We start from the raw sequence: 13,451 nt of genomic DNA, 5'->3' as shown, positions 1-13,451 counted from the left end.
GAACGCATGAGACGCATGTTGAGGATATCAGGTGCGGCGCTGGTGTTGGGTGTCGTCGCGCTGTTCGGTTGGCTCGCGCTCGCGCCGCCGGAATTGCTCAAGGTCGGCGATGGGTACGCCGCGAAGATCGTCTGCTCCAATGTCTTCATTGCGCGACGCGATGCCCAGTCGGTGCTGGCCGATGATGTCCAGGCGCCGGGACACCCCTTGCTGAAGCTGGTGAAGGTTGCCGTCGAACCGGAAAAACAGATGGTGACCGCACGGATCCTCGGCTTTGCAGCGGCGGGCTACGCCGCCTACCGGCCGGGCGCAGGATGCACGAGCCTGCCGGATGGCGGCGGAACGAGCCTGCCGCCGATCACGACCGCGGCGGCTGTGGCGGCGCCGGCTTCCGAAGCGCCTTGGCCGGAAGGCGAGGGAGCCGCGATCGATCCCGCCCTGCAGAGACTTATCGAAGATGCCGATCTCGCCGGTCCGGGCGCGCGGGCGATTGCCGTCATTCGCGATGGCCGCCTGGTCGCCGAGAGCTATGGTCGGGGCTTTGACCGCTCGACGCCGTTGCTCGGCTGGTCGATGACGAAATCGGTCACGGCGGCGCTGATCGGACTGCGTGTGGCCGAGGGCCGAATGGAAGTGGCGCGTGCCGGGCTCCTGCCGGAGTGGGCGAGCGACGAACGGGCCAGCATCACGCTTGCCGATCTGATGGGCATGCAGAGCGGTCTCGAATTCAACGAGAACTATGGCGACGTCACCGACGTGACGCGCATGCTCTATCTTGAGAAGGACATGGCGGGTTATGCGGCCACCAAGCCGCTGACGTCCGATCCCGGCGCGACGTTCAGCTATTCCAGCGGCACGAGCACGTTGCTGTCGCGCATCTGGATGCGGACCTTCGAGGATCCGGCGGCGGCACTTGCCTTCCCGCATGACGCCCTGTTTGCGCCCTTGGGCATGAGCAGCGCCGTGCTCGAAACCGATGCGAGCGGCACCTTCGTCGGCTCGTCCTATATGTATGCCACCGCGCAGGACTGGGCGCGCTTCGCGCAGTTCCTGCTGCAGGATGGCGTCTGGAAGGGGAGGGCGATGCTGCCGAAGGACTACGTCGCCTTCATGCGCGCACCGGCCAAGGCTTCAGGCGGCAAATACGGCCAGGGCCAGGTGTGGCTGGAAGAAAACGGCGTGCGCGCCGGTTCCGGCAGTTTCCCGGCGGACGCCTTCTGGATGCTCGGCCATGACGGCCAGGCGATCATGCTGGTGCCTTCGCTGAAGCTCGCGGTGGTCCGGCTGGGGCTCACGCCTTCGAGGCTCGGCTACGACGTACAGAAGCTCAATGCCAAAATAATAGAGGCGCTCGATTGAGCGCCTCATAAAACGGTTCGAATATCAGTAAGCGGGCTTCGCTCACTTCATGCCGAGTTCTTCGAGCAGGCCCTTGCGCTTGGCGTGGTAGTAGTAGCCGCTGGCATAGAGCTTGACCGCGCCGTCGTGCTTGTTGTCGGCCACCATCCAGGCGCCGTGCAGATACTTCGTCGCGTATTTGAGGTTGGTTTCGGCGTCGAACAGGCCTTCCGCCGGACCGTCATAGCCGAGGCCCTTGGCGGTGTTGTAGCGGATCTGCATCAGGCCGTAATTGCCCTTGCTGTAGGCGCGCGGATTGTAGTTGCTCTCGCGCTTGACGACGCGGTGAACCAGCTCGACCGGAATGTCGTTCAGATCGGCATAATACTTGATCAGCTTGTCGAGGTCGGGACGCGAGCTGGTCGGCGCCTTGGTGAGCTTCATCGAATCCGGAATGACGCTGGCAACGGCTGCGACCGTCGAGCCGATGACACCGGTCTTCGGACGCTCGGTCGGCACGATCATGCGGTTGGCGACCAGCGTTTCGAGACCGACGGGCTCGCCGGTGTCGAAGTCCGATTCCATCGCGGCGGCAACTGCGAGCGTCGAAACCGGAAGATCCTGGACGCGGGCCGTCTTGGTCGCGGCGGGCGAAGCGGCTGCTTCCGCCAGCTGCGTCGCGTCGCCCGACAGCGGGGTTCCGGCGGCGGCTATGGCAGCGGTCGCATTCGTTTGCGTTGTCGGAGCGACCATGGCAAGCGCCATGGAGTCGCCCGGCTTGGCGGCGGGGACCGCGACCATCGAGGGGGCGGCTTCGGCGCCTTGTGCCAGGTCAGCCGCGACCGGATAGGTGACCGCGATGCCCGATGCCTGGGCTGCCGTCTGTGCCATAAGCGCAGCGCTCGTTGCGGTGGCCACACCATCAGGCGTGGGCAGCGCGTAGGCCGTCATTTCAGTTCCGGGCTTTGCAAGGGGGGTGACCGTCTGCACGGCCGTCAGTTCTTCGAGCGACGTGTGCTCTACCGTTGAGCATCCCGAGACGATGGTCGCCGACAGTATAGCTGCCACGCCAAACGTCTGTTTGGTAAGGGAAATACGGTACTTCGCCATTCTGTCACTTTCGTGCTTCTGGGCCCCGTAGCCCCTGCAAATCAGCGGTTGCCAGCCGCCAAGAGTGAATCTCCATTAACCTATGAGGCTGGCGGCGGCAAGCACGGGCGACGATTTCACGCCGAGGCGCGCTTCATCGTTGCCGTCAGAAGCCCCGCGCCGATGAGCATGGAGCCGCCGGCGCGGTTGACGATGCGGCGAATATTAGGCCGCGAGATCGTGCTGCGCGCCGCGGTCGCAAGGGCCGCGTAGAGGCTGGCATTGACGATCGCGAGCGTCAGGAAAGTGAGCTCGAAAATCGCCATCTGGGTAAAGAGCGGCTGACCAAGGTCGAGGAACTGCGGCAGGAAGGCGACGAAGAAGACGATGCTCTTCGGATTGAGCGCGGTGACCGCATAGGTGTGAAAGAAGATACGCAGCGGGCGCTCGGTGGGGGTGGTTTCGACGTCGGCATCGCCGCCGGCTGCGACCGGCGCGCGCCAGAGTTTGATGCCGAGCCAGATGAGATAGGCCGCCCCTACCCATTTCAGCACGGTGAAGATCGCCGCTGAGGTCGCCAGCAGCGCACCGAGGCCGAGCATGGACGCGGTCATGGCGGTGAAATCGCCGAGCGCCACACCGGCGACGGTGGCACCTGCGGTCTTGCGGCCGTGGCCGAGCGCATAGGAGATCACGAGAAGAATGGTGGGGCCGGGGATGGCGAGCAGCACGGCAGAGGCTGCGGCAAAGGCAAACCAATGTTCAAAGGACATGAAAAAGCTCCGCGTTTAACTAAATCTCGGCAATGAATTGGCCGAGCCAGCCATGGAAACGCGGAGCCGTCAATCTTTTAAATCAGGCGTTGTCGGCGGGCGGCATACGCACCCGCCGGGGTTCGCATGGTCAGTGCTTCTGCGCCTGCCACTTCTGGCCGATGACGTCCATCACGTCGCCGAACCACTTGACCGAGGTGTCGAACTGCTTGCCGCCCTTGATGCGCGGGAACTCGATCGTGCGCAGCTTGCCGCCCTGGTCCTCGTCGTGACCGGTGACGCCGGAGACCTTGTTGAGCGCGCTTTCGACGGCGAGGTCGACCATGCTCTGGATCAGGCGCAGGTCGTCGCCGTTGGCAGGGGCCGAGCGGGCGTAGTAACCGGACTTCTGCACCATCGCGCGCTCGGCGCCGAGCAGTGCTGCAAACTGCTTCGAGAACCAGTTGCCGACATTGATCGTGTCGATCTTCACGTGGCCGAAGGCATCGCGCTTGATCGTTTCGCCGGCCGCTTCCCGCTCAGTGACGATCGCGTCGAGGCAGGCGCCTTCGCTGACGAACAGCGTCACGAAGCCCGTGCGGTCCATGATCTTACGCAGGCGATCGGCTTCGCCCTGCAGATCGAACTTCATCTCCGGCAGGTAGAGACCGTCGATGTTCTTCATCTGGCGGTTCATCATGAAGCCGTCGACGAACTCCTTGTCGTCGATCGTCTGGATATAGGAGCGGGCGGTGGCCGCGGTCAGCCAGCCGCAATGGCGGCCCATGACCTCATGGACGACCAGCGTGCGTGGTGCGGCGCTCTGCTCGTTGCTGACATTGTCAAAGAAGCGGGCACCGTATTCGGCGGCCGTCCAGGCGCCGAGCGTCTGGCGGATCGGCACGACGTCGTTGTCGACGGTCTTCGGCAGGCCAACCACGGTCAGGTTGTAGCCGTTGGCGCCGAGATAGGCGGCAAGGTCGGCCGCGGTCGTATTGGTGTCGTCGCCACCGATCGTGTGGAGGATCGAGATGCCGTCATTGGCAAGCCGCTCTGCGGCGATGCGCAGCGGGTTCTCGCCATCCTTGACGAGGCCGCGCTTGACGCAGTCGGCCGCGTTGGTGAGCTTGACGCGGCTGTTGCCGATCGGCGAGCCGCCATGGCGGTGCAGGAGATGCGCCTTCTCGCGCATGTCGCGGGTGATCTCGATGCGGTCGCCTAAGAGCACGCCCTGGTAGCCGGAGCGATAGGCGACCAGCTCATATTCGGGCGCGACGTCGGTGTAGCGCTCGATCAGCCCCCCAACGGCAGATGACAGACAGGGCGCGAGCCCGCCGGCCGTCAGCATTGCGACTTTTTTCTTGGCCATGTTTCCTCCTCGGGACTTTGGCATGCGATGGGTGGGGCCTCCATAACGCAAATCGGATGGAAATTAAATGACGGGTCTGTGGATGTTGTGTCGAGCTGCTGCCGCAAGGAGCCATTGAGCGCCGGAATTGCGGGCAGGGCAGGTGCGCGCGGATTGTCGCAGGGTGCGCTGCCCGCGGGCGCGCAGGCTGGCTGTTGCGAACGGTGGAATTGCTGCCTTTTCGGGCCGCGATGACATCTCTTTTTTATTTGATGGCTGTTCCCGCGGGAACAGCTTTCCATCGGCTGACTGTCGCAAGTTCCAATCGATGGATTGACAATAGTGAGGGGCCATCACAAATTCGTCATCCTCGTGGTCTGGGCCGTCCACCGCTTGCAATTTGCCACCACATCGGTCCATGCTATAGAGTGGAGAGACAGGGAACCTCGCATGTCATTTTGGGACAGCCTCCTCAAGATCGTTATCGCCACCGGCAATGCGCTTGCCGGCGTGGTCGAGGCCGTGCGCACCCTGTTCGAGGGCGATCCGGAAACACGGCGCAAGGTGGCCTTCTCCGTCGCCATGATCGCGCTTTCGGCCAAGATGGCCAAGGCCGACGGCATCGTGACCGAGGCCGAGGTCGACGCCTTCCGCGACATCTTCCAGTTTCCGCCGGATCAGGCGCAGAACGTCGCGCGTCTCTATAACCTGGCGCGCCAGGACGTCGCCGGTTACGAGGCCTATGCGGAGAAGATGGCGTCGCTGTGTTCGTCCTGCGAAAGGAATTGCCCGATCCTCGAGGATATCGTCGACGGCCTGTTCCACATCGCCAAGTCGGATGGCGCCGTGCATGAGCGCGAGCTCGCCTTCCTGTTGCGCGTGGCAGACATCTTCGGCATGGACGAGGGACATTTCGAGCGCATCATGGCCCGTCATGTCCATGGTGACGGCCGCGACCCCTATCAGGTGCTCGGTGTTTCGCGTAAGGATGACTTCGCCGATATCCGCAGGCGCTACCGGGTACTCGTTTCGGAGAACCATCCGGACATGCTGGTTGCGCGCGGCGTACCGCACGAATTCCACGCGATCGCCAATGATCGCATGGCGGCACTGAATGCCGCCTACGAGGCGATCGAGAAAGAACGCCGAGCCGCATGACCTCCAAATACTGCGACTATCCGGGTGCACGCTTCATGCCGTCGCCCAATTTCGGCGACCGCGTCGACCAGCGCGCCCCGGATATGATCGTTCTGCATTATACCGGCATGCCGACGGGCGCTTCGGCGCTCGAATGGCTTTGCCGCGAGGAAAGCCAGGTCTCCAGCCATTACTTCGTCCACGAGGATGGGCGCGTCGATCAACTCGTGCCGGAGGCGCGCCGCGCCTGGCATGCCGGCAAGAGCTATTGGAAGGGCGAGACCGATATCAATTCCTGTTCGATCGGAATAGAGATCGCCAACCCGGGTCACCCGGGCGGTCTGCCGGACTTTCCGGAAAAACAGATCGCGGCAGTTGTGGAATTGTGTCGGGACTGCGGCGACCGCTGGTCGATCGCGCCCGAGAGAGTGCTCGCACACAGCGATATCGCCCCCATTCGCAAGGTCGATCCGGGAGAAAAATTTCCCTGGCACATTCTTCATCGCGAAGGGGTCGGGCACTGGGTGGAACCGGCCCCGATCGGCGGCGGACGCTTTTTCCAGCGCGGTGACCAGGGCCAGCCGGTGGAGGCCATCCAGTCGATGCTGTCGCTCTACGGTTATGGCATTGATGTAACTGGCGAATTCTGTGAAAAGACCGAGGGCTCGGTCGCGGCGTTCCAGCGGCACTTCCGACAACAAAGGGTCGATGGCATCGCCGACATCTCAACCCTCGATACGCTCCACCGGCTGCTTTCCAGCCTGCCGCAATTCATCGCCTGACGCGGAAGATTTTTTCGTCAAAACGGCACTTCTGCAGATATTCTTGGCATGTTTTTTTAGCTTTGCCACATGTTTACCATGATGCGGCATTCATTTCCGGCCCCATTGGAACTGCAGGGGTATCAGGGCGCAACGCTCACTTCCTGTGAATGAAACGATCGGGAAGTGAGGTTCGAAGCGGGGTGCGCTTCGGTCCATTCCCCAGGCCGGAGAATTCAAACTAAATGAGAATATCGTCTGTTGCTGCGGTGGCGGCATGCCTTGGCATGTTCTTCGCCGGGATGGGTACGTCGTATGCGGGGAATGTCGATAAGACCATCAAGACCTCATCCATCCAGTCCGTCACCCGGACCACAGGCTATCCCAAGCCGGATCTCGTCTCGAACGTCCAGTACACGGGTCTGATCAAGTCCTACGCCAAGCAATACGGCGTTCCGGTCGATCTGGCGCATGCGATCGTCAAGGTCGAAAGCAATTTCAATCCCAAGGCACGCGGCAGCGCCGGCGAAATCGGCCTGATGCAGATCAAGCCTGCTACCGCTCGCATGATGGGCTATTCCGGTTCCTCCAAGGGTCTCTACGATCCGGAAACCAACATCAAGTTCGGCATGAAGTACCTCGCCATGGCGCATGAGCTGTCCGGCGGTACGACGTGCGGCACGGTTCTCAAGTACAATGCCGGCCACGGCGCCAAGCGCATGAACCCGGTTTCCAAGCGCTACTGCGGCAAGGTGCAGAACATCATCGACTGATCGATTGCATGACGAGCGCCGGCGCGTTCTTTCGCTTGGCGAAAGCGCCGCGCGTCTTATCAGACGCGCAAAGGTCGCTGTAGCACTTTGATTTTCTGCATGTTTTTGTCCGTTAACCGGCTACGATCAATGGAAACATGCAGTCAACGAAGAGCTTCATCCGCCAGCCATATCCGGCGATGGCGGATGCTCTAGCCGGACAGGTCTCGCGTTCCGGCGCACAGGGAAAAACCCTACAACCATCGTGTCATACAGGCGCCGGCATGCTATCTCCCTTGAGCAAAAGGGACGAGGACCGGCATGTCGGAAAGCTTTGATTTCATTGTCGTCGGCAAGGGCATGATGGGTGCTGCGGCCGCCCGCCACCTGGCGCTTTCGGGAGCCAAGGTCGCGCTGATCGGACCTGATGAGCCGACGGACTGGGCCAATCATACCGGCGTCTTTTCGAGCCACTACGACAATGCCCGCATCACCCGCACGATCGATGACGATCCAGTGTGGGCGCGGCTCGCCAGACGCTCGATCGAGCGTTACGGCGAAATCGAAGACGAAAGCGGCATCGGCTTCTACCACGAAGTCGGCTGCCTGATCGCCGGGCCGGCGCCCGGATCTTCCTACGACTATATCGAACAGGTCGAGAAGGCGCGCGACGCGCTTGGCGTCGAGGCGCCGCTCTACGATGGCGAGGCGCTGTCGCAGCGTTTTCCCTGGTTCCGTTTCCCCGATGGCACCGCTGGCGTTCACGAGAGGCGCGGGGCCGGCTACATCAACCCGCGGGCGCTGGTCGCGGCGCAGACGGTATGCGCCGAGAAGGCGGGAGCCCGGATCGTGCGCAGCGAGGTTGTGACCGTGGCGGAGGAGCGCGACCGTGTGGTTGTCGCGACCGTCGACGGAAAGCGTTTCGTGGCAGGCCGGGTGATCGTTGCCGCCGGCGGGTTCTCGATTTCCGCAGCACTCCTGCCGCGGCCGATCGATCTCACCGTTAAGGCGCGAACCGTATTCTTTGCCGAGGTGGCAAGCAGCGATCTGTCTGGTTTCGAGCGCATGCCGTCGCTGATCGGCGCGGCGCCGGAGCAGGAGAAAAGCTACTACCTGCTGCCACCGGTCGGCTATGCGGACGGCAAGCATCACATCAAGATCGGCGGCGATCCGACCGACAGGATCCTCGAGGGCGAAGCGGCGGTGCGGCAATGGTTCCGCGGGCCGGGCAGCGCGACAACGGCGGAGCATCTGCGCGGGCTGCTGGCCGAGGTGATGCCCGGCTTCCAGCCGGTCTCCACCCACTTTTCGCCCTGCGTCACCTCGTTCACCCGCCACGGGCTGCCCTATATCGGCTTTGCCGAGGGGAGCCGTATCGCCGTCGTCACCGGCGGCAACGGCCAGGCGGCGAAGAGCTCCGACGAGATCGGTCGGCTCGGCGCGGTCCTCGTGCTCAACGGCCGGATCGACGAGCCCGAATACGATGCGGATTTCTCCGTCGCGTTTCGCTAGATCGGGTGCGCCAGGACCGCCTTGCTCCGATCTGCCCTGTTGGCAGCTGAAAAACCCTGCCGTTTTTTCTGGCGCGCTGCGGCGGGCTGGTTTAAGGAGCGCGTGCCAGTTGGCCGGGCAGCCGCTCTCCGCAAGTGCCGAAAGGCCGCGGGGGGAGGAAAGTCCGGGCTCCACGGAAATACGGTGCCGGATAACGTCCGGCGAGGGCGACCTCAGGGAAAGTGCCACAGAAAGCAAACCGCTCCGCTTGGCGGAGTAAGGGTGAAAGGGTGGGGTAAGAGCCCACCGCGGACATGGCGACATGGACGGCACGGCAAACCCCACCGGGAGCAAGACCGAATAGGGATGACGCGGGCGCGCAAGCGTCCAGCCTGTTTCCGGGCCAGTCATCCGGGTGGGTTGCAAGAGGCTGCGTGCAAGCGCAGTCCCAGATGAATGGCTGCCACGTTCCGTTGCCTTCGGGCTGCGGGGCCATACAGAACCCGGCTTACAGGCCAACTGGCGATTTCTCCTTTGTTTTGTCCGGCACAGAGCCGTCTCGAATTCTCTTTCGAAGCGGACCCGAGGGTCGACGTCTGCCGGGGTAAGGCGTCGACGTTGCCGACGCCCGCAACATCAGGTCGGCCGACAGGCAAATCATGCGTTTCGGCTGCTTCGCGCCGGCTTGATCTGGCCCGCATTTTCCATGCGTGTCCGTTTGGAAATGAACCGGCCCGTCTCGGTGAGCTGTTTTTTCGCCCCGTGCCGGAGGCATAACTGCGCTCTTTCTCACATTCTGATTTTCCAACGATTTGAAGCCGTTCCGCTGTCGCATTCCCGGACGGTGGGGTCTCTTCGTAACCCTTCGTTAAACTTAACAACCTATCAATATTTGATCAGCCCGACGGCTGTTTACGAGCTCATTCCCATTGACGCCCATATGGTCCCATGATATCCCATAATGGCACTGCGCAGGGGCTGCTTCGCGGCCCAACATCGCAAGAATCCAGTGCCTTCCGGCTTCGGAGGGTAGGCGGACATTCCGGTGTCCGGCAGGGGTGTCTTGTGTGTGCGGTTACGTGTTCTCGCGGGTCGATGATTGTGGCCCGTCAGTCTTGGGCGGCCGTTTCGCGTTATGAACCGCTTCTTGTCACATGCTGCCAATCGGATCGATGCGAAGGGGCGGGTTTCCGTTCCCTCGGCGTTTCGTTCCGTGCTGTCGGATGGGGGCGTCCGGGAGCTATACTGTTTTCAGGATTTCGTCTTCCCGGCGATCAGCGTCGGCGGGCCGGAGCTCCTGGATCGGTTCGAGAAGCAGATGGCGGCCGAGGATCCGTTTTCCTCGGAGGCCAACGAGATGTCGCTGCTCGTTCATGGGGGTGGCGTCTTCGTGAAGCTCGATCCGGAAGGCCGGTTGATGGTGACGGATTTCATCCGCGACTTCACCGGAATCTCGACCGACGTGATGTTCGTCGGGCGGGGCGATTATTTTCAGCTCTGGGAGCCGCAGGCCTTTGTCAAGGCGCAGGCGGTGGCCCGGGAAGGGCGCAAATCACGGGGGTTGCGTCCAGACTAGAATGGAGAGGCGGAATGGTGACGGAACAAGGCGGAGGTATTCCTGAAGCCGAAGGCGGACCGGTTCGTCACATTCCCGTCCTCCTGTCGGAGGTTCTCGCGGCGCTCGAGCCTGCGCCCGGCAAGGTCATCCTCGATGGCACCTTCGGTGCGGGCGGCTACAGCTCCGCAATCCTCAAGGCCGGCGCCGACGTCATCGCGCTCGACCGCGACCCGACGGCGATTGCCGCCGGCGAGAAGCAGGTCGCCGAGTGGGGCGGACGGCTGAAGCTTATTCATTCGCAGTTCTCCGAACTTGCCGCCTATGCGCCGGCCGAGGGGCTGGACGGCGTCGTGCTCGATATCGGCGTTTCCTCGATGCAGATCGATGAGGCAGAGCGCGGCTTCTCCTTCCAGAAGAAGGGGCCGCTCGACATGCGCATGTCGGCCTCGGGCGTTTCGGCCGCCGATGTCGTCAACCGTGCCAAGGTCTCCGATCTCATCCGCATCTTCGGTTTTCTCGGCGAAGAGAAGCAGGCGGGCCGCATTGCCCGCGCAATCGAGAAGCGCCGGGCCGAGCAGCCCTTCGAGACGACCCGCGACCTTGCGGGCCTGATCGAGGTGGTGACGCCGCGCAAGGCAAAAGACAAGATCCATCCGGCGACCCGCGTCTTCCAGGCGCTGCGCGTTTTCGTCAACGACGAACTCGGCGAGCTCGCTCAAGCGCTGTTTGCCGCCGAAAAGGCGCTGAAGCCAGGCGGCCGTCTTGTCGTTGTCACCTTCCATTCGCTCGAAGACCGCATCGTCAAGGCCTTCTTCCAGGATCGCTCCGGCAAGGCGAGCGGTTCGCGCCATCTGCCGATGGTTTCGGCGCGCGCGGCAACCTTCACGCCGGTTGGCAAGCCCATGGTGGCAGCCAGCGAGGAAGAAGCGTCCCTCAATCCGCGTGCCCGCTCTGCGAAGCTGCGCGCCGGCATCCGCACGCAAGCCGCGTCGCCGGGAAACGATCTATCCATTTTCAATCTGCCGGAACTGGCAAGCCTTGCACGGTTGGGGGGCTGACAAGACATGCTTCGAACGCTCGATATCGTTCTGATCGTCGTCATGACGGCCGCCGCGACGGTGACCTATACGATCAAGCATCGCGCCGAAAACAAGCTTGAGGAAGTCCGCAAGCTCGACGTGGCGATCAAGCTTGAAGAGGACACGATCGATCTGCTTCGCGCCGACTGGGCGCTCTTGACGCAGCCGAACCGGCTGGAGCGTCTGGTCGGTACCTTCGGTGCCGACCTGCAGCTTGCGCCGACGCCTTCCACACAGCTCGCCCAGCCGCAGGAACTGCCGATGCTGAAGGCGGATCTGCCGGTGCCGGAAGACAAGTCGGCGAAGGACGGTATCGCCTCGATCATCAACAAGACCGATAACATGGCAACTGGCTCGGTGGCGCGCTGATGTCGTTTCTCTCCCGCATCATGGTATTGAAGAGCAAGGCGCATTTCTCGGCAGGCGGCAACAACCGGCCGGCCGAAAGCGGCCTCAACGTCACCTTTCAAGGGACGCGCAAGAAGACCACCAATCAGGCGAAGAACCGCGTCGCCATCGTGATCGCGAGCTTCGGCATCGTCTATGCCGTCATCGGCGGGCGCCTGGTGCAATACGGCATGGCGCAGCCGGAAACGGTTTCCAGCATCGGCCGGGCCGACAACCTGATGGCCTCGCGTCCAGACATTCTCGACCGCAACGGCGAGATCCTCGCGACCGACATCCGCACCGTTTCGCTCTATGCCGAGCCGCACAAGATCGTCGATGCCGACGAGGCAGTCGAGCGCCTGTCGACGGTTCTGCCTGATATCAATGCGCGCGAAATCTACAACAAGCTGAAGTCGAAATCGCGCTTCCAGTGGCTGCGCCGCCAGTTGACCCCGAAGCAGCAGAGCGAGATCCTGGCGCTCGGCATTCCCGGCGTCGGCTTCCGTCCGGAAAAGCGCCGCTTCTATCCCGGCGGCCACACCGCCGCGCATATTCTTGGCCACGTCAACATCGACAACCGCGGCGTTGCCGGCATGGAGCGCTACATCGACAGCCAGGGGCTCGCCGACCTTGCCGCGATCGGCATGACCAGCGACGCCAAGCTCGAGCCGGTGAAGCTCTCGATCGACGTGCGCGTGCAGAACATCGTGCGCGACGTCATCGACGCCGGCATGAAGAACTACCAGGCGCTGGCAGCCGGTGCCGTCGTGCTCGACGTCAACACCGGCGAAGTGCTGGCGATGGCGTCCGTTCCCGACTACGACCCCAACAAGCCGGCCGAAGGTGCGGAAGAAGGCTGGATGAACCGCATGTCGAACGGCACGTTCGAAATGGGCTCCACCTTCAAGACCTTCACCATCGCCATGGGGCTGGATTCGGGCAAGGTCACGCTCAACGACAGCTTCGACGCTTCGGCGCCGATCCGCATCGGCGGCTTCACCATCAAGGACTTCCACGGCAAGCGCCGCGTGCTGACCGTGCCTGAAATCTTCCAGTATTCGTCGAACATCGGCACGGCCAAGATCGCTGACCTCATCGGCATTCCCGGCCACAAGGAATTCCTGACGCGCATCGGTCTGCTTTCGAAGCTGCCGACCGAGCTGCCGGAGGTGAAAACCCCGACGCAGCCGCACGAATGGAAGAAGATCAACTCGGTCACGATCTCCTTCGGCCACGGCGTCTCGACGACGCCGCTGCAGACGGCGGTTGCGGGTGCTGCACTCGTCAACGGCGGCAAGCTGATCGAGCCGACCTTCCTGCCGCGCACCGAGGAGCAGGCCAACGCAGTCGCCACGCCGGTGGTCAAGAAGAGCACTAGCGACGACATGCGCTTCCTCTTGCGCTGGAACGGCATTGCCGGCTCGGGCAAGCGTGCGCTGGTGCCGGGCTTCAACGTCGGTGGCAAGACCGGTACGGCCGACAAGGTGGTCAATGGCCGCTATGCCAGCGACCAGAACTTCAACGCCTTCCTCGCGGCCTTCCCGATCGACAACCCGAAATACATCGTGCTGACCTTCATCGACGCGCCGAAGACCGGCGAGGGTGGCGGGCGCACGGCAGGCTCGAACGCTGCTCCCATGGTTCGCGACATCATCAGCCGCTCCGCGCCGCTGCTCGGTGTCGAACCAAAGTTTGGAGAAGACGGTTCTGCCTTGCTTGTGTCTTATTAGACATGAAATGAGAAAGCGGACGATTCGCG

12 protein-coding genes and 1 other RNA gene are annotated in these 13,451 nt (G+C 62.8%); 10 read left to right on the top strand and 3 right to left on the bottom strand.

Features of this window, described 5'->3' with window-relative positions; genetic code table 11:
* Positions 1-6 precede the first annotated feature (6 nt).
* Positions 7-1,359 carry a serine hydrolase domain-containing protein gene (locus tag AC070A_RS02725; RefSeq protein ID WP_058321235.1) on the top strand — a complete coding sequence of 451 codons (1,353 nt, stop codon included), beginning with the start codon at positions 7-9 and terminating at the stop codon, positions 1,357-1,359.
* 42 nt (positions 1,360-1,401) lie between these two features.
* Here AC070A_RS02725 and AC070A_RS02720 read toward each other — a convergent pair whose 3' ends face one another.
* The 3 genes from AC070A_RS02720 to AC070A_RS02710 all read right to left on the bottom strand — a co-directional run bounded on the left by AC070A_RS02720 (position 1,402) and on the right by AC070A_RS02710 (position 4,548).
* Positions 1,402-2,448 carry a lytic transglycosylase domain-containing protein gene (locus AC070A_RS02720; protein WP_058321236.1) on the bottom strand — a complete coding sequence of 349 codons (1,047 nt, stop codon included), beginning with the start codon at positions 2,446-2,448 and terminating at the stop codon, positions 1,402-1,404.
* A gap of 116 nt (positions 2,449-2,564) precedes the next feature.
* On the bottom strand, positions 2,565-3,200 hold the full coding sequence (locus AC070A_RS02715) for a LysE family translocator (RefSeq protein ID WP_113738031.1): 636 nt from the start codon (positions 3,198-3,200) through the stop codon (positions 2,565-2,567).
* A gap of 130 nt (positions 3,201-3,330) precedes the next feature.
* On the bottom strand, positions 3,331-4,548 hold the full coding sequence (locus tag AC070A_RS02710) for a pyrophosphate--fructose-6-phosphate 1-phosphotransferase (RefSeq protein ID WP_057253446.1): 1,218 nt from the start codon (positions 4,546-4,548) through the stop codon (positions 3,331-3,333).
* Positions 4,549-4,977: 429 nt separating this feature from the next.
* Here AC070A_RS02710 and AC070A_RS02705 point away from each other — a divergent pair, with 429 nt between their 5' ends.
* The 9 genes from AC070A_RS02705 to AC070A_RS02665 all read left to right on the top strand — a co-directional run bounded on the left by AC070A_RS02705 (position 4,978) and on the right by AC070A_RS02665 (position 13,422).
* On the top strand, positions 4,978-5,685 hold the full coding sequence (locus AC070A_RS02705; protein ID WP_057253448.1) for a J domain-containing protein: 708 nt from the start codon (positions 4,978-4,980) through the stop codon (positions 5,683-5,685).
* Positions 5,682-6,446 carry an N-acetylmuramoyl-L-alanine amidase gene (locus tag AC070A_RS02700; protein WP_057253450.1) on the top strand — a complete coding sequence of 255 codons (765 nt, stop codon included), beginning with the start codon at positions 5,682-5,684 and terminating at the stop codon, positions 6,444-6,446. Before AC070A_RS02705 ends, AC070A_RS02700 begins: the two co-directional genes overlap by 4 nt.
* A 224-nt stretch (positions 6,447-6,670) precedes the next feature.
* The gene (locus tag AC070A_RS02695; RefSeq protein ID WP_057253452.1) at positions 6,671-7,198 is read left to right on the top strand and encodes a lytic transglycosylase domain-containing protein; all 528 of its coding nucleotides are present in this window, start codon (positions 6,671-6,673) and stop codon (positions 7,196-7,198) included.
* Between the two features lie 300 nt (positions 7,199-7,498).
* On the top strand, positions 7,499-8,689 hold the full coding sequence (locus AC070A_RS02690; RefSeq protein WP_112994787.1) for an NAD(P)/FAD-dependent oxidoreductase: 1,191 nt from the start codon (positions 7,499-7,501) through the stop codon (positions 8,687-8,689).
* A 105-nt stretch (positions 8,690-8,794) separates the two neighbouring features.
* Positions 8,795-9,195: RNase P RNA component class A (gene rnpB / locus AC070A_RS02685), an RNA gene on the top strand.
* A gap of 608 nt (positions 9,196-9,803) precedes the next feature.
* Positions 9,804-10,244 carry a division/cell wall cluster transcriptional repressor MraZ gene (gene mraZ / locus AC070A_RS02680; protein ID WP_057253455.1) on the top strand — a complete coding sequence of 147 codons (441 nt, stop codon included), beginning with the start codon at positions 9,804-9,806 and terminating at the stop codon, positions 10,242-10,244.
* Between the two features lie 14 nt (positions 10,245-10,258).
* The gene (gene rsmH / locus AC070A_RS02675; protein ID WP_057253457.1) at positions 10,259-11,284 is read left to right on the top strand and encodes a 16S rRNA (cytosine(1402)-N(4))-methyltransferase RsmH; all 1,026 of its coding nucleotides are present in this window, start codon (positions 10,259-10,261) and stop codon (positions 11,282-11,284) included.
* Between the two features lie 6 nt (positions 11,285-11,290).
* Entirely contained in the window at positions 11,291-11,674 is a 384-nt protein-coding gene (gene ftsL, locus AC070A_RS02670; protein ID WP_057253459.1) for a cell division protein FtsL, read from the top strand.
* Positions 11,674-13,422, top strand: a complete 1,749-nt coding sequence (locus AC070A_RS02665) for a peptidoglycan D,D-transpeptidase FtsI family protein (protein WP_113737689.1) — start codon at positions 11,674-11,676, stop codon at positions 13,420-13,422. Before ftsL ends, AC070A_RS02665 begins: the two co-directional genes overlap by 1 nt.
* The last annotated feature ends 29 nt before the right edge of the window (positions 13,423-13,451 follow it).

The sequence above is a fragment of the Ensifer sp. GW101-20A05 genome, from assembly GCF_059424735.1.
The sequence above is the reverse complement of the archived record's forward strand: the minus strand, read 5'-3'. Positions and strand labels throughout refer to the sequence as shown.

What these genes read in the sequence shown, in the direction of transcription:
- AC070A_RS02725 (WP_058321235.1), top strand. Translation starts at nt 7, where the DNA reads ATGAGACGCATGTTGAGGATATCAGGTGCGGCGCTGGTGTTGGGTGTC.
- AC070A_RS02720 (WP_058321236.1), bottom strand. Translation starts at nt 2,448, where the DNA reads ATGGCGAAGTACCGTATTTCCCTTACCAAACAGACGTTTGGCGTGGCA.
- AC070A_RS02715 (WP_113738031.1), bottom strand. Translation starts at nt 3,200, where the DNA reads ATGTCCTTTGAACATTGGTTTGCCTTTGCCGCAGCCTCTGCCGTGCTG.
- AC070A_RS02710 (WP_057253446.1), bottom strand. Translation starts at nt 4,548, where the DNA reads ATGGCCAAGAAAAAAGTCGCAATGCTGACGGCCGGCGGGCTCGCGCCC.
- AC070A_RS02705 (WP_057253448.1), top strand. Translation starts at nt 4,978, where the DNA reads ATGTCATTTTGGGACAGCCTCCTCAAGATCGTTATCGCCACCGGCAAT.
- AC070A_RS02700 (WP_057253450.1), top strand. Translation starts at nt 5,682, where the DNA reads ATGACCTCCAAATACTGCGACTATCCGGGTGCACGCTTCATGCCGTCG.
- AC070A_RS02695 (WP_057253452.1), top strand. Translation starts at nt 6,671, where the DNA reads ATGAGAATATCGTCTGTTGCTGCGGTGGCGGCATGCCTTGGCATGTTC.
- AC070A_RS02690 (WP_112994787.1), top strand. Translation starts at nt 7,499, where the DNA reads ATGTCGGAAAGCTTTGATTTCATTGTCGTCGGCAAGGGCATGATGGGT.
- mraZ (WP_057253455.1), top strand. Translation starts at nt 9,804, where the DNA reads ATGAACCGCTTCTTGTCACATGCTGCCAATCGGATCGATGCGAAGGGG.
- rsmH (WP_057253457.1), top strand. Translation starts at nt 10,259, where the DNA reads ATGGTGACGGAACAAGGCGGAGGTATTCCTGAAGCCGAAGGCGGACCG.
- ftsL (WP_057253459.1), top strand. Translation starts at nt 11,291, where the DNA reads ATGCTTCGAACGCTCGATATCGTTCTGATCGTCGTCATGACGGCCGCC.
- AC070A_RS02665 (WP_113737689.1), top strand. Translation starts at nt 11,674, where the DNA reads ATGTCGTTTCTCTCCCGCATCATGGTATTGAAGAGCAAGGCGCATTTC.